The 20340-nt window shown below is 66.9% G+C and carries 18 protein-coding genes; 12 read left to right on the top strand and 6 right to left on the bottom strand.

All coding sequences use genetic code 11. The features are described 5' to 3' along the window. The first annotated feature begins 112 nt into the window (after positions 1–112). Complete coding sequence (locus Vse01_RS20985; protein ID WP_093407761.1) at positions 113–3145, top strand: AAA family ATPase; 3033 nt, start codon at positions 113–115, stop codon at positions 3143–3145. Between the two features lie 3 nt (positions 3146–3148). Here Vse01_RS20985 and Vse01_RS29835 read toward each other — a convergent pair whose 3' ends face one another. After that, positions 3149–3304 (bottom strand): DUF6011 domain-containing protein, encoded by a 156-nt coding sequence (locus Vse01_RS29835; RefSeq protein WP_373870695.1) that lies wholly within the window; start codon positions 3302–3304, stop codon positions 3149–3151. Positions 3305–3619: 315 nt separating this feature from the next. On the opposite strand from Vse01_RS29835, the gene Vse01_RS20980 reads away from it, so the two are divergent. Beyond that, entirely contained in the window at positions 3620–4174 is a 555-nt protein-coding gene (locus Vse01_RS20980) for a helix-turn-helix domain-containing protein (protein WP_093407764.1), read from the top strand. A gap of 275 nt (positions 4175–4449) precedes the next feature. On the opposite strand, the gene Vse01_RS20975 is transcribed toward Vse01_RS20980, so the two are convergent. The 3 genes from Vse01_RS20975 to Vse01_RS20965 are packed head-to-tail and all read right to left on the bottom strand — an operon-like array spanning position 4450 to position 7083. After that, positions 4450–4944 carry a DUF4913 domain-containing protein gene (locus tag Vse01_RS20975; protein ID WP_093407766.1) on the bottom strand — a complete coding sequence of 165 codons (495 nt, stop codon included), beginning with the start codon at positions 4942–4944 and terminating at the stop codon, positions 4450–4452. Beyond that, on the bottom strand, positions 4941–5975 hold the full coding sequence (locus Vse01_RS20970) for a hypothetical protein (protein WP_139233187.1): 1035 nt from the start codon (positions 5973–5975) through the stop codon (positions 4941–4943). Before Vse01_RS20970 ends, Vse01_RS20975 begins: the two co-directional genes overlap by 4 nt. A gap of 49 nt (positions 5976–6024) precedes the next feature. Continuing rightward, positions 6025–7083 carry a relaxase gene (locus tag Vse01_RS20965; RefSeq protein WP_232511347.1) on the bottom strand — a complete coding sequence of 353 codons (1059 nt, stop codon included), beginning with the start codon at positions 7081–7083 and terminating at the stop codon, positions 6025–6027. An 841-nt stretch (positions 7084–7924) separates the two neighbouring features. Between Vse01_RS20965 and Vse01_RS20960 the strand changes: the two genes are divergently transcribed. The 8 genes from Vse01_RS20960 to Vse01_RS20930 all read left to right on the top strand — a co-directional run bounded on the left by Vse01_RS20960 (position 7925) and on the right by Vse01_RS20930 (position 14155). After that, entirely contained in the window at positions 7925–8746 is an 822-nt protein-coding gene (locus tag Vse01_RS20960) for an IS5 family transposase (RefSeq protein WP_093407772.1), read from the top strand. 135 nt (positions 8747–8881) lie between these two features. After that, positions 8882–9370, top strand: a complete 489-nt coding sequence (locus tag Vse01_RS20955) for a hypothetical protein (protein WP_093407774.1) — start codon at positions 8882–8884, stop codon at positions 9368–9370. Positions 9371–9563: 193 nt separating this feature from the next. Beyond that, the gene (locus tag Vse01_RS20950) at positions 9564–9890 is read left to right on the top strand and encodes an AbrB/MazE/SpoVT family DNA-binding domain-containing protein (RefSeq protein ID WP_139233188.1); all 327 of its coding nucleotides are present in this window, start codon (positions 9564–9566) and stop codon (positions 9888–9890) included. After that, complete coding sequence (locus Vse01_RS20945; RefSeq protein WP_232511348.1) at positions 9887–10915, top strand: tyrosine-type recombinase/integrase; 1029 nt, start codon at positions 9887–9889, stop codon at positions 10913–10915. The genes Vse01_RS20950 and Vse01_RS20945 overlap by 4 nt, the downstream gene beginning before the upstream one ends. Before the next feature lie 137 nt (positions 10916–11052). Then, positions 11053–11637 (top strand): DUF6308 family protein, encoded by a 585-nt coding sequence (locus Vse01_RS29830; RefSeq protein WP_373870694.1) that lies wholly within the window; start codon positions 11053–11055, stop codon positions 11635–11637. A 117-nt stretch (positions 11638–11754) separates the two neighbouring features. After that, complete coding sequence (locus tag Vse01_RS20940; protein ID WP_093407779.1) at positions 11755–12162, top strand: VOC family protein; 408 nt, start codon at positions 11755–11757, stop codon at positions 12160–12162. Positions 12163–12467: 305 nt separating this feature from the next. Further along, positions 12468–13232 carry a hypothetical protein gene (locus tag Vse01_RS20935; RefSeq protein ID WP_093407782.1) on the top strand — a complete coding sequence of 255 codons (765 nt, stop codon included), beginning with the start codon at positions 12468–12470 and terminating at the stop codon, positions 13230–13232. 59 nt (positions 13233–13291) lie between these two features. Then, the gene (locus Vse01_RS20930; RefSeq protein ID WP_093407784.1) at positions 13292–14155 is read left to right on the top strand and encodes an EcsC family protein; all 864 of its coding nucleotides are present in this window, start codon (positions 13292–13294) and stop codon (positions 14153–14155) included. Positions 14156–14537: 382 nt separating this feature from the next. Here the strand turns inward: Vse01_RS20930 and Vse01_RS20925 are convergent, their stop codons facing one another. Beyond that, on the bottom strand, positions 14538–15713 hold the full coding sequence (locus tag Vse01_RS20925; RefSeq protein WP_170863523.1) for a hypothetical protein: 1176 nt from the start codon (positions 15711–15713) through the stop codon (positions 14538–14540). Positions 15714–16734: 1021 nt separating this feature from the next. Between Vse01_RS20925 and Vse01_RS20920 the strand changes: the two genes are divergently transcribed. Beyond that, entirely contained in the window at positions 16735–17307 is a 573-nt protein-coding gene (locus Vse01_RS20920) for a hypothetical protein (protein WP_093407789.1), read from the top strand. Positions 17308–17331: 24 nt separating this feature from the next. Here Vse01_RS20920 and Vse01_RS20915 read toward each other — a convergent pair whose 3' ends face one another. Then, entirely contained in the window at positions 17332–18165 is an 834-nt protein-coding gene (locus Vse01_RS20915) for an IS5 family transposase (protein WP_139233190.1), read from the bottom strand. Between the two features lie 317 nt (positions 18166–18482). On the opposite strand from Vse01_RS20915, the gene Vse01_RS20910 reads away from it, so the two are divergent. Continuing rightward, positions 18483–19694 carry an ImmA/IrrE family metallo-endopeptidase gene (locus Vse01_RS20910; RefSeq protein WP_093407792.1) on the top strand — a complete coding sequence of 404 codons (1212 nt, stop codon included), beginning with the start codon at positions 18483–18485 and terminating at the stop codon, positions 19692–19694. Positions 19695–20340 lie beyond the last annotated feature (646 nt).

The raw sequence follows: 20340 nt of genomic DNA, 5'->3' as shown, positions 1-20340 counted from the left end.
CGGATGATGTCGAAAAAGGACAGCCGCTTTCCTTCACCGGTGCAACTACGATAAGCATCCAATCAGTAGCCTTGGGCATTGATGTGCGTGCGGCTCGGGTCGGGGTGACCGGATGGAACCGTTCATTGTCTTCGTCGCTTACGCGAGCCGCGACGGGTTCGATTTCGCCTGTGAACTGGTCACCTGGCTGGAGAGCCGGGATCCACCGATCAACGCCTCGATCGACCGCGACAACATCCAGAACAAGGCGTGGGACGGGCGGATCGAAGACCTCATCCTCGGCGCGGACCTGGTGCTCCTGGTGCTCACCGACGCTTCCGCCGCGAAGAACTCCTACGCGCGCGACGAACTCAGGGTGGCTCGCAACTGGGGCAAGCCGATTTGGGCGGTGCGGCCGCCCGGGAGCCAGGCGGACCCGCCGGTGACCGTGCAGGGCACTCCGATCGACGTGGACTCGCCTCACGGCGGCTGGGACCATCTCGAGCATGAGCTACGGCTCTGCCGGCCGGTCAACCGCACGGTCGAGATGCTGACCGCCCAGGTAGAGAAACTGGAAGAGCAGGCCGACCGCGCCCAGGGCGAGGAGCGGAAGACCCTGTCCGCCATGGTTGGCCGGCTCCACGCCGTCATCCAGTGGGAACGGCGACGGGCCGCCAACCCGGCCGAGGCCGCCGCCGACGTGCGGCGGAAGATCGACGAGGGCCGCCACCAAGACGCCGCGCCGCCGAGCCGGGAGACGATCGACGGCACTTTCCAAATCATTGAGGCACCACCGGCCATCACGAGCGCCGGCGTGCACGACCGCCACTCCGAACGTGAACTGTTGCTCCGTCACCTCCACCATTCGCGGACTCGGCTGGTGGTCCTCCGCGGGCGGTGCGGATCGGGCAAGACTGCGCTGCTCAACGACCTCATCCCGCAGCTGAAGAAGAGTGGCTACGCAGGTGTGGCCTACGTATCCACGCACGGCCCGCGCCGGGTGACCGCACACCTGCTGCTGGAGAGGCTCGCCCGGATGATGCCCCATGCTGGGGACCGGGAACGAATGCTCGAACGCGTCGGCGACCAATCGCACGACTGGCGGCAGAACATGGCAGCGATCCTGGACGCGCTCGGCGACATCTCCCTGCTGCTGATCGTTGACAACGCTGAGGAGCTCGTCGCCGACTACCGGCTGACAGATGTGCATTTGCGCGAGTTCGCGCACATCATAGGCAGTAAGTCGGGCCACGGCGTGCGGGTGCTCTTCGTCTCCCAGGTGGAGATCCGCCGCCTGACGAACCCGCCAGTCCACGCGCCGCAGGTGGACATCCCACCAGGCCTTCCGCCCGAGTTCGCGGCGGACTTCTTCCGCGGTCTCGACGAGGGTGGAGTTGCCCGCCTGGCTGATGTCAGCGGGGCGACGATGCGGCGTGTCCACCGCCTGACCCATGGGCGCCCGAGAGCGATGGAACTCCTGTACGCCGTCCTGCGCAGTGAACCCGGGTCGGATCTCGATGAGCTGCTGACCTCGGCGACGAAGGCGGCCGGCAAGGGCGACGGCAGCGTGTACCTGATCCGCCGAGCCACGCTAGCGCTGCGAGGTCCAATGCAACGGGTTCTGCAGGCTCTGGCCGTCTACGACCGGCCGGTCCGGGCGTCGGCGGTGAGCTGGCTGCTCGCACCGTACGACACCGGCCTGGACAGTGCCGGGGTCCTGGAGCTGCTCTGCGATCGGCGGCTCATCCGGCGCGACGGCGACCTCTATCACCTGCCACGCGGCGATGAAGACGCGGTTAACGGGCGAACCGTGCTGGACACCATCCAGCTCGGTTCGCCCGGCGACCGCGAAGTGGACCCGACCCGCTATACCCGCTATACCCGCTACGCCCTCTGGCATCGTGCAGCCGAGTACTTCCGTAGGGTCCGTGAGCTGGAGATCCGGGTAGTGGACCTGAACGACCTGGGCGCACACTTCAGCGAGATCGAGTTGCGGCTGGCCGGGCGCGAATACCCCGGGGCCGCCACCTTGATCAATGAAGTGGACGAGCACCTCAGTCTGTGGGGCTACCGCTCCCTGATCATCCGCCTCCGCGAGCGCCTTCTCGGCGAGCTCGGCGACGTGTACTCCGACCTGGAGAACCGCTACGAGCTGGCCAGCGCCTATCTCGATGCTAGTGAACCGGACAGGGCCATCGCGTTATTGACGAAGGCACGCGCGTCTGCTCTCTCGCCGGAGGCGGAGGACGCGTTTCGGGTGCAGCTCGCCAAGGCACGCCTGGTAAAGGGCGAGCTGGACGCTGCCGCCACGCTGTATCGGAACCTGCTCCATCAAGGCAATCCGCTGGTCCTCGGTATCAGCCGCCTCGGCCTGGCCAGCTGCCTGGCAGAGCTCGGGATGGTGGACAAGGCGCTGGATCAGTATGCCGCCGCCCTGGAAGTCATCGACGACACCGAAAAGGAGGCGGCGTCCGTCTTTCTCAACCAGGGGCTGCTGCAACAGCAACTCGGCCAGCCGCTCACTGCACTGCGGTTGATCCAGCGCGCACGCCGCCTGGCCGAAGGGCACTCGGACGCCCAACTGGCCGCGAAGTGCGTCGACGCCATGGCGCAGGTTCACATCGACATGGGACAACTCGACCGGGCACGGCGCCTCGCCGACGAAGCGATCAAGGCCGCGGCCGACGCCGGGAACGCGGATCTGTGCCGGGAGACCTACTCCACCCGGGCGCTGGCGCTGCTCCTCGGCGGTGACCTCGTCGCGGCCCATGATACGGCCCACGCCGCGACGCGATTCTTCGAGAACAGCCGCCCGTTCGCAGCGGTCGCTCTGCTCGGCATCACCCAGGTACGCCTGCAGAAGATGGAGTCGGCGGAAGCCTCGTTCGGCCGCGTGCAGCGTGACATCAGTCCGCTACTCCGGCCGAAGAATCCCGCCGTCCAGCTACTAGACCTCAACGGTCTCGCCTTCGCAGGTCTGGCCCGCGCGGAGGGTACCGGGGATTTGGATCCGGCGATCAGCGCATACCGACAGGCGCGTAGGCGGACTCGCGCGCCGGGCGTGGTTCTGCGGGCGGTGAGGTTGCTCGACGAACTGCTCGACGGGGACGATTCGCCTCAGGCCCGGCAGGCCATGCAGGCTGCGGTCGGCTTGGATGGAGCCTGACGGTCAGGCTCTTCTGGCACAGACGGGGCCGACACCGAGCCGGATGCTCCGTTTACTCCGCAGCTTGCGTCCACAGACTCTGCAGAACTTCGCCGGGCTGCCCCGTGGGACGAGCTGCCGGAACTTCAGGTTGGGGATGTCGCCCTTTCGTTCCACCATGTCGGGAAGAATCGACCCGCATCGCAGCGCGTGTCCATGACGCAAAGTAGTCGCATGATCCCCAGGGGTAATGGCGGGCCCGGGCGGCTGCCTGACCCGCTCGCCCGCTTCCACTGCCGAGGCCCCAGACCGCCCCACTCCGCCGACCATGGCAGCGCCCTGCCAGGTCGACGGCGGCAGCATCGCGCTCTGTGACGGCACATCCCGGCCACGCCCGCACCACCACTGGCGATGACATCCGCACTTGACGAAGATCGGATCGTGCTCCGAGTCGCCGTCACAGATCCGTTCCCGTTGTTCCGCCATGGCGTGCGCATGGCTCTGGCCGAGGCGGGTTTCGACGCGGAGTCCCCCACCGATCTGCTGACCTGGGCCCGGATCGACGAGCCCCGGCTGCTGCTGTTCACCGTACGGACCGCGCAGGACTGGGACCTGCTGTCCGAGCTGTGTCAGGCCCGCGCCGGCACCACGGTCATCGCGGTTCTGGAGGACGCCAGCATGCCGGCCTCGGTCCGGGCGCTGAACGCCGGCGCGGCCGGGATCCTGCCCCGCGACGCGACCCTGCCCACGATGCGTGAGGTGGTCGGGGCCGCCGCCCGCGGCGACAGTCTGGTGCCGACGTCCGTGCTACGGGCCCTGACCGAGCGACAGCCCGCCGGCGAACCGGCGACGGCGGCCGGGCACCCGTCCACCGCCGAGCGGGAGTGGCTGAGCCTTCTCGCCCGGGGCGACAACGTCGCCACGGTGGCGGCCCGGGCCGGCTACTCGGAGCGCATGATGTTCCGGCTGCTACGCGACCTCTACACCAAGATCGGTGCAGCCAACCGCACCGAAGCCATGATCATGGCTCGCGACGAGGGATGGGTCTGACTGGCGTACCGAATGGTCTGAGGTCTCATGCAATTACCAGGCATACGCCGGGGAAGGCGGGCCACCTAGCAGGGCGGGCGCGTCACGCGCTCGCCTCTGCGGATACAGGTGCCCGCGACGGGCACCTGTACGTGGCCATCGACCGCAGCAGGCATGTCGGCGTGAGCGACTCCAACGTCCGCGTCGAGGCGCCTCCGCGCGGATCCTGCCCCCGGCGCGCGACGCCGACGGAACAGTCCTTCTCTCAATCACCCACTACAGAGCCCCACGCGGCATCAGTCCCACCATTTCCACCAGTCTTCTGGCGCTGGCTGAGCCGGCACCTCCGGCGACGAGCGGTGCTGGTGCTTCCCGAGATCGCCGGCTGGAGTGCAGTTGCGGAACGGGTCGTCGTCGCCGCAGAGGATGGGCAGCTGGTGATCGAGGTCTCGCAGCCAGGGCAGCATGCCGGTCATCTGCAGCCGGGCCTGTTCCCAGCCATACCACAGGGCCGTCAGCCGGGTCACTGCTTCGTCGTGTCGCCACCACTGCTCGCACCAGTGCCAGCGAGTCATTCCCACCTCGCCGACCGGACGCGGGAAGGTCGGCAGCAGGTACATGGTCACCCAGTCTTCGACGGTCGAGTAGAGCGGCGGCTGATCATCCCCGTCATCAGCGTGGGCACGTTCGGCTTGGGTCTGTTGCAGGTTGGCAACGTGTGCCGCCAGCCTCGCTACCTCAGCAGCGAGCTCGTCGAGCTGGGTAGCCGCGTCCGTGCGGATCGACGTCATCGTGTCCTGCCTCGCATCGGCACCGCGACGACCGCTGCCGCGGATTGTTTTCCGGCGACCGCCGTGTTGACCTGCACCACGCGAAGCTTCGGGAAGGCCTGTGCCCAGGCCGGTGTCGCAAGCGTGTCAGCATGATGGAGCGCAGCTGCGGTGGCGACGGTGTGATCGGCGTTGTCGTCGTGAAGGATGCTCGCCGACTGCCCGGCTGCATGCTCGTCTGCAGGGGTGCGGGGGTCGTCGACTGTCCCGCCGTCGCGGACCCCCTCGCCGCGTTCAGCAGCCGCTCGGCTCTGCAGGTCACGGGCCAGGGCCTCCTCCACGTGGCTGCGAGCCAGGCGGATCGCCTCGACCGGCCGCCCGGCAGCCTCGCCGGCCCTGACGGCCTGATTCATCTCCGCGGCGAGGTCGCGCAGGAGCTGCACCGGCTCGCCTGCGGGCAGTTTGCCCGTGGCACGCCACTGGCGCTGTAGCTCGTCGAGGGCTTCGGGCCGTACGTGCTCGGCCAGTTTCATCGCCTCCTGCCGGACAGCGGCGTCGAAGTCGTCAACGAGCGCACGACCGCCGTGTGGCAGTGCGACCGGCCCGTCAGGCGTGATCCCCGGCCTGTCGGGGGTGCCGCCGTGAGCGTGGGCGCCGCGGTGGCGGTGACTGGTACGGGCGTCGCTCTCCCACACCTCCCGAGCGGCGGCGCGCATGGCTTCGGGGGTCGAGGTTCCGGCCTGCCTGTGGCGCTTGTAGGCGGCCATCAGGTCGGGGCGGAACTGGCGCAGTCGTTGCTCGGCGAAAGTGGCCTTGTTGACCAGCCAGCCACCGTCGAGGGATCCCGCCATCCGTTCGCGGTCCGCGCGTACCTTGGCGGCCAGGCGGTCGGCCTCACGCCGTGCCGCCGCGGCGGCCTCGTCTTGTTGGGCCTGGCGTTCCCGTTCGGCGGCCTTGTTCTGGATACCGACGGCGGCCCAGCGGGCGCCGGCCTCGCCGACGGTCGCCATCGTCGCCAGCCCTTGCAGGAACTGCTGGCGGGTCTCGGCCATCGGGTCCTCATGTTGCTGCGGGTGCGGCACGTGCACCTCCCCTGTCTGGTCAGCGGCCGCGCGCAGCACGCCGGCCGCCTCCCACAGTCGGCGCGGATGTAGGTGTGACAGTTGGCGGCAGCGTTACCGTCGGCTGCGAGCCGCCCGCTACCAACCGCAGCGCCTTCGCGGCGGTCCGGGCCGTGTCGGCCTGGTGGAGGCGCTGCTGGGCTCGTCGCAGCTGCTCCAAGGTGTCGGCGAGCCGGGCCAGGTCCATGACCAGTGCAAGGGCGGCGATGGCGTCGTCGTTGCCGGAGATACGGCCCATGAGCGCTACCAGCCGCGACATGGCCCGCATCTCCTGAGAGCGGCTGGTCGACCGATGGACCCGCCCGTACAGGTCCCGGGCTGCCCGGTCGAAAACCTCGGCGGCCCGGTGCAGAGGCCCGCGCCGGTCACGCTCCATCGCATACGCCAGGCTGGTGAGCAGGTCCGCTGCAGCGACCGCGGTCGCCTGCGCCCGGCCGGGTTCGGTACAGGCGTCGCGGCGGATATCGTCGGCGGCGGCAGTGGCCACCGTGGCGGCCTGGCGCATCGCCTCGATGCGCTCGATCCGACCGGGCGTTGGCGCTGCCGGTAGCAGTGTCGGGGTGCCCCAGCGCAGCCGCAGCTTCGGCAGGGTCATGTCGGGCGCCAGCCGGCCTCCGCCGAAGTACACTGGCTGTCTGCCGGCGGTGCGGGCGCCGGGAAGCGCTACCGCGTACCCGGTGATCTGCCGGGGATCGGTGCTGCTGCGCCGGAGTCGGACCAGGACCCCTGCGTCGCGGAGCCGGGCGAAGAACTCCTCCTCGGAGGCAGCCGCGGCGACGGCCGTGCGTACGCGGCGGCGCAGCTCGTCGCGGGGCGTCTGAGCGCGGCCGGCGCGACGGGCCTTGCTGACCTCGACCGGGTGGGGGCGGCGGTGGGCGGTCCGGTCAGCCGGCGGGACCCGGCGGTGCAGGTTGTAGCGGCGGGCGACGTTGTAGGTGGCCTTGACGCAGCGCGGGTAGTCGTTGCGCATCCAGTTCGTTCGGCCGTCCTCCCGCACCAGGGTGGCGACGATGTGCACGTGATCGGCGGCGTGCCGCATGGCGATCCACCGCAGACCCGGATCGGTAGCCGTGGTGGGCGGAGGGAGGATACACCACGAGCAAGCCGTCAGTAGGGTTGGCGGCCAGGAACACGCGGTCGCCGGCGGTGAGTTCGCACCAGTGTCGGACGGCCGCCGGCAGGTGTAGATGGCCTTGGCCGCTGACGGTGAAGACGCCCTGCCGGTCCAGCCGGATGACGATGACTCCGGCGCCCTCGCGGATGTGCAGGCGGGTGCCCGGTGCCCAGCCGAGGGCTCGAATGACCGCCCGGTCGGCGATCCGGCCACTGCTGTCGATGGCAGCCAGGCCGTAGACCATCGTGCCGGCGCGCGGCGACGGCAGCACCGGCAGGGGCAGCGGCGGGCGGCGAGTCACTCCACTCCGAAGCCTGCGGGAACCCTGCCCCCGGCCGGCCAGCGTCACCGGCGGGATGACGGGTGCCAGAGAACGATCAGACACGACAATCGCCCCCGATCGGGACAGAGTCGATCGAGGGAGTCGCTGAGCTGAGAGTTGCGTGGTCAAGTGCGCTTGACCACCAGTACGCGAAACACAGCATGGATGCTGCAAATTGGTGTCCGAGGGACAACACAAACCAAAACCCAACCGGGTCCGACGCTGGCAGCGTCAATCCCGTTGCTATAGAGCCTGTTTCTGATCTTCCTGACGAGCGTTGTGGTAGGTGCCAGGGAGCTCGGCGTGGCGGCTATCAATCGGTGACGGGCTCTTGGTAGGCAGACGGTTCCTACACCCCTGCTGTCCCAAGAGCCCGCCGTGACATTGAACCCTGCCCAGCGTGCAGCTGGCCAGCAGCCCCATGCCGTTTGCGGCTGTGGCTGCGTGACCCGTCCCCGCCGCTATCCCTCCGACACCACCGACGCCGAGTGGGAGATCCTCGAACCGCTGCTGGCCCCGCCTGCCTGTCGTCGCCGCACCGGTGGCCGGCCGGAGAAACATCACCGGCGGGCGATCATCGACGCGATCTTCTACCTCGTCGACAACGGCATCAAATGGCGGGCCATGCCCGCCGACTTCCCGCCCTGGCGAACCGTCTACGGATTCCTCACCCGCTGGCACGACGATCTGACCGCGCTCACTCTGACCGACCGGCTCCGCGAACAGATCCGCTGCGCAGCCGGCCGCACCGCGACCCCGACCGCCGGCTGCGTGGACTCCCAATCGGTGCACGAGTGCGCCGAAGCCACCGTCAGCCGCGACACCAGCGGCTACGACCCCCACAAACGCGTCAACGGCCGTAAACGCCACATAATCGTCGACACCCTCGGCTTGCTCATCGCGGCGCACGTCACCGCGGCCAACGTCCAAGACCGCGACGACGCCCGCCCCATCGTCCACCAGGCCGCCCTGCACGGCATCGCACACATCTGGGCCGACCACGGCTACCACGGCGACCTGATCACCTGGGCCGCCGACCTCGACGTCACCATCGAGATCGTGCCCCGCCCAGCCGGCAAAGGCTTCCAGGTCCTGCCACGCCGCTGGGTCGTCGAACGCACCTTCGCCTGGCTCACCCGCCGACGCCGCTGCGCCCGCGACTACGAACGCCTACCCGAACACCACGAAACCATCATCTACTGGGCCGCGATCCTCCAGATGACCCGCCGCCACGCTCGTACCCGTACCACAAGCCCAGCCCCATAGATCAGAAACAGGCTCTATAGGCCGAAGCCGGCACCTCGAACCACGTCGACGAGGCTCCACAGCACAGCACCGAGGCCACCCGCGACCACCGCGGAGCCCAGGTAGCCCAGCCGACTCACCGCAACTGTCCAGGCCATGGCCGACGCACAGCACGATGACGTCGACCAACAGGCGATCAAGGCGGCACGGGCAACCCTCGCCACCTGCACCGCCCGGCTGGACCGCTATCGCGCCGCTCTGGACAGCGGCGTCGATCCCACCGTCGTCGGACGATGGATCGCCGACATCCAGGCCGAACAGGTCACCGCCGAGGCCAACCTGCGTCGCCTCACCGGACCTCGGACCATGAGCCCTGACGAGATCCACCGCGTCGTAGAGGCTCTGGGAAACATTGCCGCCGTGCTCCGCGACGCTGACCCCGCCGACAAGGCATTGGTCTACCGCGAATTAGGGATCGCCCTGACCTACCGGCCGACGACCCGAACGGTGTCCGCTCAGGCGACCCCGAGTGGATCATGTACTAGATTGTGTCCGAGGGGGGACTTGAACCCCCACGGTCCGCACCGGTGCGCAACAACCCGTACCTGTGTTCAGACCACTATGAACACCCCATCTACCTTCTGACGTTGCTGCGAGCACTCGCCGAGCAGGGGCGGGGGTGGTGGCGATGAGCACCTCGTCCGTGCCACCCGTGGTTCCCAGGGTGATCCCCGCAAACGCCGGCACCGGCCCAGGGCCACTGGGTAGAGTCAGACGGCCGCTTCCCTTGCCAGCCTTGAGTTCCAAGTACGCCCGAACAGCCGACACCGCCTACGCGTTGAGCGCGGTGGACAAGAGCGGCCGGATCGCCGACCGCAGCATCGTCCGAGCGCTCGGTTGGGCACCGGAAACCCGCCTGGACATCCGCGAACAGTCCGGAGTCATCCTGGTCTGCGCGACCGCCGATGGTGTCCACCGCATCGGCGACCGCGGCTACGTACTTCTGCCGTTGACGGTGCGACGCTGGTGCCGGCTCAAGGCCGGGGATCGCGTTCTGCTGGTCGCCAACCTTTCCGCAGATGTACTGGCGGCGCATCCCCTTGCGGTGCTCGACCGCCTGATGGCTGGCACGCACTCGGCTGTGAAGAGGGGTGAGACGGCGTGAGCCAGACCGCCGCTGGGCGGCCGGAGTTGGAGGCCGCCCGCTTGTTGCTGGAGCGAATGGGCATCTCCCCCGCCGATCTATTGGGGGTACAGCCGGCCCGTCCCCCAGCCCCGACATTTGCCGAATACGTGCCGATCGTCGCCGCAGCCGTGTCGCCCGGCACCCGCCGGGCATACGGCTCCTACTGGAAACGGGTGGTGCAAGCATGGGGCGGTCGGCGCATCGACGAGCCCCTTCCCTCCGAGATTGAGCAGTTGCGCGCCGAGGTGCAGGCCAACGTGGTGATGCGACGCAACAACCGCGGCGGACGATCCGCCGCAGAACATCTGGTGTCCGCGCTGCGCTGCCTATACCGGCGGGCCGTAGCGGATGGGTACCTCGACGCGGCTGACAACCCGGCGTTGAAGGTGGACAAGCCGCGCAGGCTGCCCAGTACGCGGCGGGCGATCGGCGACGCCCGCTTGGCGGAGATCAACAAGGCGGCGGCCAGCACCGGAGACGACCCGGCTCTGGACAGCTTGCTGATCCGGTTGCACACCGAGACGGCCTGCCGCCGCGGCGGGGCCCTGGCGCTGCGCCCGCGGGATCTGGACACCGACCAATGTCTGATCTTCCTGCGAGAAAAGGGCGGCGCATCTCGCTGGCAGCCGATCTCCCCAACGCTGATGCGGCACCTGCTGGCGCATCACGCCGAGAGAGGCGACGGTGACCGAAACAGCAACCTGCTGCGCTACCGCGACGGCCGGCCGCTGACCTATCGGCGCTACGACCACCTGTGGTCGCGGATCGGACAGCATCTGCGCTGGGTGCACACCCAGCAGATCAGCACACACTGGCTACGGCACACCACCCTGACCTGGGTAGAACGGACCCATGGTCACGCCGTGGCCCGCGCTTATGCCGGACACACAGAAGGCGCCGGAAACGGCTCTACGGCCACCTACGTACGCGCAACACTGCACGAGGTCGCGATTGCCTTGGCCGATCTGACTGGTGAGGAGCATCCGCTCGCTGCGGAACCCTAGACAATGATCGGTCTGCGGTCTCCCTCGCCAGTGGCGAGGGAGACCAGCCGTTCCTACCGCTTCCGGGCCGCAGGCATGCTGGCTCGGCAATGGTGGCCACGCCACCAGCGTCCTCGTCGAGACCCGGCACGTAGGGCATGACGCGCAGCGTATCCAGGACACCGTCTCCGACCGAGATCCGCATCATGAGTACCCTTACCCACGGTCCGGCGGAACCCTGCATGATCTACGCGCGAGACCGACGGTGTGTCATGCTCTCGCGGTGCAGCCTGAGGAGCTGGCCCGCGTCCGGATCCGGGATGTGCTCGCCGCCCCCGGCGTTGACGACCTCGTCGCCTACTTCAATTCCGATGGGCCATTCGCCGGCACGCTATTCGACCTGCTCGGCGAGAACCCGTCTACGTGCTCACCCTCGACGATCTGCTCGCAACCACCTTGCCCGCAAGCGCCCCCGGCTTGTGCCGATCCATGACGACGTCGTGTTTCGTGTGCTCGCTCCGCCGCGGAACAAGTTCTGGGTGACGCTTGCAGCCGCGCTGACCGATTCCGCACTCCGTGACGCGATTGAGGATCTCCGCCCAGCGGGCGACGAGTCAATCAGCTTGCTACGGCTGCTCGATGTCGCGATCTGGATACGTCATAGCCGCTCGCGCAACGCCCGCAATGCCCGCCGTGCAGTCGGGGTACCCGAACCTGGCCCATTTCCGCCCCTGAAATCGTGACGACGCCGGAGGCCGCACGCGCGGCGCGGCGGCAGATCGGGATGGCCTGCCGGTAGCGCAGTACCTCCGGCCGAGGCGCCTGTGTGGAGCAGATGGTCGCTGTCATAGCCTGCAGCAATGACTGAGGGGCCGGCTCGGTTTGGTGGACGCAGCGACGTCGTCCTGGCGGTGGTCTTGGATTGTGCCGATCTGGATCGCGCAGGGACCTTCTGGTGCGGGGTGCTCGGATACGTGGCTGAACCGCTCTCGCCAGGGCGCTACCGGCGGCTGCTACCCGCCGACGGGAACGGCGTTGAGCTGCTGTTGCAATGGGTCCCCGAGCCAAAGACGCACAAGAACAGGATGCACCTGGATCTGCGCGTTCCCGACCTTGAGGCGGAGGTGGCCAGACTGCTGTCTCTGGGAGCGCGGTGCATCACGGACAGTGTCATCGAAGAAGACGGCTGGGCCTGGCACGTCCTCGCCGACCACGACGGCAACGAATTCTGTGTGCTACGGCCACCCACGACACCTACCGACCACTGATCCGCACCAGGGGCTGAGTTCCACCGCAAACATCCGCCTTGATCCGGTATGGGCCCTGCGCCGGACATGTCGTTGTGCCCGGCCGTGCTGGTCTTGATGTCTGGGGGCCACAGCCGCCACGATGTGTCGGTGCTTGCAAGGTTCGGACATCGGAGGGCTGGTAGGTGCAAGGGGCAGCCCTTGCCGACGGCCGACCGCATCGACATGGCGTCGACGTCCAGACGCGGCCGCTCCTTGCGTTCCGTCCGTGGCATCTCCATTCGTCAGCGGGCTGGGCGGACTCGACCGGCCGTGTGTGACGCTCCATGCTGATCATTGAGGAGCCGCGCCGGAACCGGCTGCGCTGGATTCGCATCGTAGTGGCGGCCTTCGCAGCGTCCACCATCGTGGCCGCAGGTGCAGCCCTGTGGGAGTACGGGCGCCGGGCAGGTGGTGCCGTCCCTGACGTCAGCTGCATCCTGTTCGTCGCCACCGGTGTGCACCTCGCCGGTACACGCTGGCTGCGCAGGCGGGGCCGGCGCGCGGACTTTCGCTGGCGGGCAGCATTGGTCCTGCCCAATGGCGTACACCCTGGTCTGCAGGGCCGGTGGTCCCGGTCCGCCCTCGCCATCGGCGCAGTCACGGCCACCGGCTTCGTCGGGAGTGGGCTGCTGTTCTTCGGCGGGCAGGTCGGCGCGGGCAGGGTGTGGTCCGGCCCGATCGGGTCGATACTCGCTGGCGCGGCGGCCATTGCGCTCGCCGCGAGCGCCTTCGGGCGCTTGCGCCGCTCCGGGTACGTGGTCATCACCTCGCATGGCGTCGCGGTCGGCGGCCACATCGTCCTCTGGGAGCAGATCGGGGCGGTTTACCACGACAAGGAGGGCGTTCACCTGCGCCTGAAAACACCAGAAAACCCGCGATACGTCGGGCTCAGCGGCCCGGACTGCGCCGTCTCCGACGAGCGTCTCGCCGAGGCGATCGAGTTCTACCTCGCCAACCCACACCGCCGATCCACCCTCGACATCGGGCCTGACCAGCTCGCCTTGCCTGCCCCACAAGGACCCGCGCAGACACCGTCGCAGGCAGTCTGATTCAGCCCGGCAACCACGAGAGCCATCGCGCAACGAAGACTGAGCAGGCGAGTCGCGGCATGTGCGCGCACCTCGCCGCGAGCCGGGCCGCCAGGGCGGTACCCGAGGCGATCAAGGAGCCAGTCCGTCGCGGCGGTGACGCGGTTGCCAGCGTGGCCCTGCGGCCGGCGGCCGAAGGCGCGGTAGCGCTGCTGGAACTGGTCAATGCCTGGGCCTTGGAGCTCAACGACCCGAAGGGCGTCGAGAAGGTCGCACGTAAGCGTGGCCTCGAACTAGGCAGTTTCGCTGAGCTGCGGCAGCAGGACCTCAAGGTGTGCGACCGGCTCCTGACCCGCAACACACTCAGGTGGCGAACCGCCGGCGCGGTCGAAGGTGGCGCCATGGGCCTGCTGGCCATGGTCCCCGTCGCCGGGATCCCCGCCGCAGTGACCGCAGACATCCTCGTCATCCAGGTCCTGAGCGCGTCGATCGCGTCTCGCATCGCCTACTCCTACGGCTACGACGCCAAAGATCCCGCCGAGCAGCTCTTCATCGAGCGTCTCGTACACCGGTCCTTCATGGCCCAGGCGGCGAAAGTGGGTCCGCTGCGCGAGACCGCACGGGCGGCCAACGCGATCAAGGGACGCGTGAGATGGTCAGCCAAGCTCCGTGCGGACCATCGCCTCGTGGCCGCCCTTGAGAAATTGCTGCAGCACGTGGGTCCGGCCGGTGCCAAGGTTCCCGTCCAGAACGTCGCCAAGGTGGTGCCATTCGTGGGCGTCCTCATCGGTGCCGGGATGAACTCTGCAGTCCTCGGCAACGTGGCGGCCGACGCCCAGCGGTACTGTCAGACCCGATTCCTGTGCGACAAGTACGGGCTGCCGATGCCTGCCGCACTGACCACCAGCCGGGACGACGTCGACCACAATGCCGACGCCACGTAACGGGGTGAGTGGCAGGAGCGTGACTCAGCTTGCTGACCGTACGACCTATGCTGCCAGCTCACCCACCAGCAACCGAAGTCTCCGAGGAGACGGTCACCAGCAGTAGCGTTGCACGTCTCAAGGTCAGACGCACTGTTCTCGGCCATGAGCGAGCGTGCATCCCGGGGCGATGACCTAAACCTTCCAGGGGCGACGCCTTCGGGTCCGCCGAAGAGGTCCCCGAGCAGGAAACCCTAACCAAGCGTGGCCCGCAGTCGAGGGCATCCGCCGACTGACCTGCGCGAGCCACAGACGCTGACACTTTCGAGCCCGCCGAAGAGCTCATCATGCCAAAGGCGCTGTCGGGGCGTCGGGTGCATCGGCGGTCAGCGCGAGAGCGTCACTACACCAGTTCACGGGCAACCTGCGTACCCAGCCACAGTGCCGCGGCGGCGTGAGGAACGGTATTTAGCGGAGTCAACCGCTGCCTACCGGTGAGTTCGAACCGATCGTCGAGTTCAACGCGAATCGAGTCCAGTCTCTTGCCGTCGATGTCGTCTCGGTCGTCCTCGAACTCCCAGTTCAGGTTGAATCCATGCTGGCGGCACCTGAACTCCGATCCGCTCACCAGCTCATCAAACCAGCCTGACTGGCGGACCAGCACGAGCACGTACACCTCGGGGCGGAGGGTGAGCAGCGGCACCGAGATGCCGGTGTACCTAACCTCGACCGCCGGTCGCTGCCCCATGGGTCCGGGTTGAGTGGCGTCCAGCAGGTGCTGGATCGGCCAGATGCCCCCGAGCGCATCGCGGAGGTCCCTGCTGTCGTAGGCCAAATCGTCATACCCGAACAACTCCTCGGCGAACTCGCGAAGGAAGGCCCGTTTCACCGAGTACTCCGCGCGCTCACTGCCGTACCGGGAACTGGTCGGCGCGAGGATTCCGGAGGGAAAGACGTGCTGGAAGCCCGGATGGGTCTTGACGTCCCCGGATCTCCGGCTCAATAGCGCGCTGTACCCCCGCTTCTCCTTCACGATCATTACTGCCGCCACCGACAAGGCGGCCGCCCGGTGGGCGCCGTTGAAGAGCTCGTTTCCGCCAGCCCGTTCTCGCAGCCAGGCACGGCGCGGAAAGTCGCTCAACGACCACACGGCATTCGGCCGGCGGCTCACGACGTTGACGAACTCCCGCTCGAGCATTTCGGAGGTCGCCACCGACTGGAAGTAGGTGCCGTAGCGAGCATGAATGCTGAACCTCCCGGGGCCATGACGCTCGATCTTGTCGAGCGCAAACGTCTCCGCGTTGAACCGCCGAACTTCGTCGCGCCGCCAGTAGGTGCGTCGGAACTCCGCCCTGCCACGGTTGTCGAAGCCACGGCCTTCCGCGTCGTACCGACGTCTGTCGGGCCGTACGTGATCGATGATGTTTCCAATCGCCGAGTCGAGGTCGCCCCGCAGCTCGGGTGCCGCGACCTCGGCCCAGATCGGAAAGGTGAAGCCGCCCAGCGACACCAGCGGGGCTTCGGGGTACAGCCTCCGCAGCGTTCCTTCCCAGCCCGCTGCGCCGAAAACTTTCCTCACGCGACTGTCTGTGATCGAGTACCGCCTGCTTTCCAACTCGGCCACGCTCCGTAGCGGCCACGGGCCAGCCCGGTGAGGAGCTGTACTTACCTGGACCGCTTTATGCGGCACAGCACAAGTACATCCATCGGACCGACCGCCAACCGGCCCCTCGGCTATCACCCCTGGACCGACGGCCGGCCCGTCGCGGCGGGAACCAACCTCGATCCTCGCCACCACCACAAGCAGCAACAGGAAAACTCCGACCGCAACAAGCAGCCATCGCCGACTGGGCAGGTCGACGCCATTGGTGACCAGATTGCCGGCCAGAGCGAGCAACGCGTATGCAACTACGGCAACCCTCGCCCGGGCCACGGCCACTCCGCGCTTGCGCCTGTCTCCCCGGTCCATACCAACCCCTGCCGTCGGGCCGCCGAGACGATAGCAGTTGTCACAGCCATCCGCCCCCGCGTCTGAAAGCACGGCCGACTATCTGTACAGCAGCGCCTGCCCAGCGACATTAGGACTCGAGGCCTAGCTGAACTCCACCGGCCGGACAGCGTCGGGTCGATCAGGAAACCGGATTGCCTGGCTCTTCGGGCACGCCGAAGAGGTCACGGCTCAGGAAGCCCTGCTCAGAGGCTCGCCGATGGGATTCGGTCTCAACTCGCGGGATCCATGCCGACGCCACCACGACGGCACCCAAAGCCGTGCGCTGAAGCGGTATGGCTGTCGTGATCGGCATCGACAGGCCCAGGCGGACAGCCGGCACCAGCCAGGCGGGAAGCAGCGAAGCCTGACCACCTCGGTCTTCTCTGGGAGGTCACGCCGAACCGCTCTTCTGCATCGCCGCAGGTCATGGCCCTCGACTCTGCGCAGCGTCGGTGAGCACTTCGGGCGCGGTGACCACTTCGCCCACCTGCACCCAATCTGCACCCACCTGCAAGGCGTGAAAATCCCTGAGGCCCTTACCGCCCCCCGGCTTGACCGCGGCATCTGCCTCATGGTCGATCCGCTTGCGTCCGCCTGCCATCATAGGTAGATGGACGGCGATGACCGGTTTCCCCTCTTGGTGCAGCAGCTATACGACGTGCACCTGACGCTCGAATTCCTCGGAAGGGCGTCTGTCCGACCAGAGTGGTTCAACAGGGGAATCGAGGCCCGCGACGAGTTGGCGCTCGAAGTCTTGGCCGGCGCCGCAGAGCGGCTGAGCCGACTGCTGGGTCGGCATGTCTCGGTGAACGAACTAGCGCAGCTCGGCCGAAGTGAGGCGTTAAGTCTACTCACACCGGGGCTCATGCAGAAGCAGGACGCAGCGCTGGCGGCGCTCCGGAGAATCTTTGACGACCAGCTCCGCCGTAGGACGATTGGCCAGGGTCAGACGGTTCCGGATCGCGACGTCCGTCCGGGCCGACGGCACCCGCTCGTGAGCATCGCTCTGGGTGTCGGCATTACGGTCCTAGCGGCGACCGCCGCCGCACCGATCGCCGCCCTCGCCGTACAGGAGCCGATCACGCGGGAATTGGTGAAGGCGGCCATCACGGGCGTGGTCAGCGGGACGGTGACGGAGGTGACCCGCCCGAAGCTCACCGGACCTCACTTCCCTGGCCCCTAAGAGCGTGTTTGAGATGGGGGTTGGTTAGCGCCAGGTGAAGGTGCGGCGGGGTTGCCGGCGGGCGGGTTGGCCGAGGGTGATGCGGCGGGTCATGCCGGCGATTGCGGCCCAGCGGATGATGGCTTCGGAGACTTCGGGGTGGCGTTCGTAGTCGCGGGCGAGTCGGCGGCAGTTGGTGAACCAGGCCAGGGTCCGCTCGACCACCCACCGTCGCGGGTGCACGGCGAATCCGCGCTGGTCGGTGGGCTTGCGGACGATCTCGACGGTGGTGCGCAGGATGTCGCGTGCCCAGTCGACGAGTCGGCCGGTGAAGCCCTGGTCGGCGAAGACATGCCGGATCGGTGTGGCCAGGTACGCGCTGAGCAGGGCAGTTTTGGCGCCGTCGCGGTCCTGCCAACTCGCCGCGAGGACGGTCACGGTGACCAGCAGTCCCAGGGTGTCGGTGACGATGAACCGCTTGCGTCCGTTGATCTTCTTGCCCGCGTCATAGCCCCGGCTGTCCCGGCCGACGGTGTCGGCGCCCTTTACGCTCTGGGAGTCGATGATCCCCGCGGACGGCTGCGGGTCACGGCCCTGCTGCACCCGGGCCTTGAGCCGCAGCGTGTGCATGAGTTTCTCGGTGACGCCGGCTTCTTCCCACCGAGTGAAGTACCAGTACACCGTCTGCCACGGCGGCAGATCCGCCGGCAGGAACCGCCACGGACACCCCGAACGCACCACGTACAGGATCGCGTTGACGATCTCCCGCCGTGGATGCTTCTCCCTGCGGCCGTCCGTGTTCGGCTCCGGCAACAGCGGTTCGATCAGCGCCCACTGGGCGTCAGTCAGGTCAGAAGGGTAACCACGACGCGTAGACACCGCGCCACCCTGCCCGTCCCGCTGGTGGATGTCATGCCGTCACACCGTCCACAGCAGACCTTCTCAAACACGCTCTTAGTCTGGCTCCAGCTGTCGGGAAACCGCGTCAGTTACCGACGTCCCGGACGGTGACGTGGTGGATGCTGGCGAGTAGTCTCCGAGCACCTGGACACCCGACCGCGTAGCTTGAACAAAGGGCTGAAATCGTGTCAACACGCCCGCAGGGACTTCGCGTGTCAGGGGTGCCAAGTATGCTAGCCGCAGCAAGGGAGTTGCAAACCGACTACCCCACGTAACCGCCAATACGAGAGGTAGCGATGTTGGAGCGCCAGGAACCGACCAACTGGGTGCAGCGCTTGCGCGACGCGCTCACGCTCTCGCGAATCTCGACATCAGACATCTACGCCGGCCTTGGACTCCCGCAGGGTGGAGGATGGCTCGGCGATGCGCTAGCTGGACGCGTTCCACCTGCTCGGTCCCAGCTGGCGATGCTCTCGGCGCTTTGTGGGATCCCGCTTGCAGTGCTCGTTGGCGACACGCCCATTCAACAAAGCCTCGCCGTTGCCCTGCGTGCAGGAGTAAGCGCGACCGACGAGGACATTGCCTCAGCTGCCCAACGAGCAGAGACGGCACTTCAGGACCTAGAGCTTCTCCTGTCATGGTACCCGCAAGAAGTCGCTCGAACTAGCGCCCTGGCTAAGGACGCCCGCAGGGCTGTCGCGAGCGATAACTATTACATCAGAGCGGCGCAACGTACGTCCGAGCGACTTCGCGATTATCTGGGCCTAGACGATGAGCAGCCGGTCGGGAATATCGTCGAACTAATCGAGGATCTTGGCGTAGCGGTGATTTTCGAAAGCATGCCTGGATCGGTCCAGGGTGTAACACTGCGCGATCCCTCCGAAGAGGCTTGGAGAGCGATCATTGTCGTCAACACCAACGACACGTGGTGGGGTAGACAGCGATTTACGCTTGCGCACGAGCTGTGCCATTTCCTTTACAAGGACGACAAGTCTTTTTACGTCAACCGAAAGCATTACGGCGATCAAGATCTTGAGGAGATTCGAGCCGAAGCATTTGCTCGGCATTTCTTGGCGCCAGACATAGCAGTTCAAGAATTCTGGTCTGAGCATGGCCCCAAACGGCCGACGGATGGTTACGGGGTGCCGCTAGCCAAGTTTATGATGCACTTTGGCCTAAGTCGGCAAGCAAGCATCAAGACGCTGATAGAGGCGGCGGGCGTGCCGGAACGGGCCCTCGAACCTTACAAGACTGTCCGGATCTCGGACATCATGAGGCAAGCGCGGCTCAGCCGAGAGTGGAACGCCGCATGCGAGAACCAGGGCAATACCTCGGCTTCCCATTGGGCATTGTCCATGGCGCTCGACGCTTACCGTGATGGCTTGATTTCCTCGGAGGTTGTCGCCCGCGTACTCGGTCGTGGCGACGATGTCGCTAGCGTAGAGCAAGAGTTGCTGTCTCAGGGATACCACCAGTCAATTACTCTTGTCCGGCCGCGACAGCCGTAGCGAAAGCGTCGCACGCACCACAAGATCTACCATCCGCAGCTCTACGACATTCGAGAGCCGACGCACTCATAGGCACCGCGCCCTGCGGGATGCCGGTCACGGCTGTTGCCATCGCCAGGGCGTCGAAGGCATCACTACTTGTGAAATGCCCACTACAGATTAGCTCGGCCAGGACTTGGCCGAAGTGACGCGCTGGAATGCCGTATTGGGCGGCGACAACACTCGCACCCCCGTCGTTCACCAGGAACACTACTAGCTCGCCCTGGGACGTCCGAGCGATGCATAGTGCAATGGAAGCCGCCTCCCCCAAATGAGCTAACGGATGGTTCGGCTCATCACTCCGGCGCGGCAGGTTTTTGAGCTTGGCGTGGACCTCGTCAAACGTCCGACTATCATAGTTGTCGTCGGAATCAACCGCGCACGATCCGCCATCAATGAGTGTGGTCTTCGCCAACGCTGCGGCCGTTCGAAGTCTGCCGTCAACAGGTGTAGCAGGGTCGGCGTTTCTCTCGATCTCCATTGCCACGCTCTCGGCGATTCTCAGTCGTCCCGCGTAATGCGCCTCGAACCGAGGTATACAGCTCCTATTACGACCGACGCTAACGAGGATCCCAGTGTCCGCGTAGACAATTGAGTTGGGCCAGCC

Origin of the sequence: Micromonospora sediminimaris, from assembly GCF_016863575.1 — a bacterium.
Lineage (GTDB): Bacteria > Actinomycetota > Actinomycetes > Mycobacteriales > Micromonosporaceae > Micromonospora > Micromonospora sediminimaris.
The sequence above is the reverse complement of the archived record's forward strand: the minus strand, read 5'-3'. Positions and strand labels throughout refer to the sequence as shown.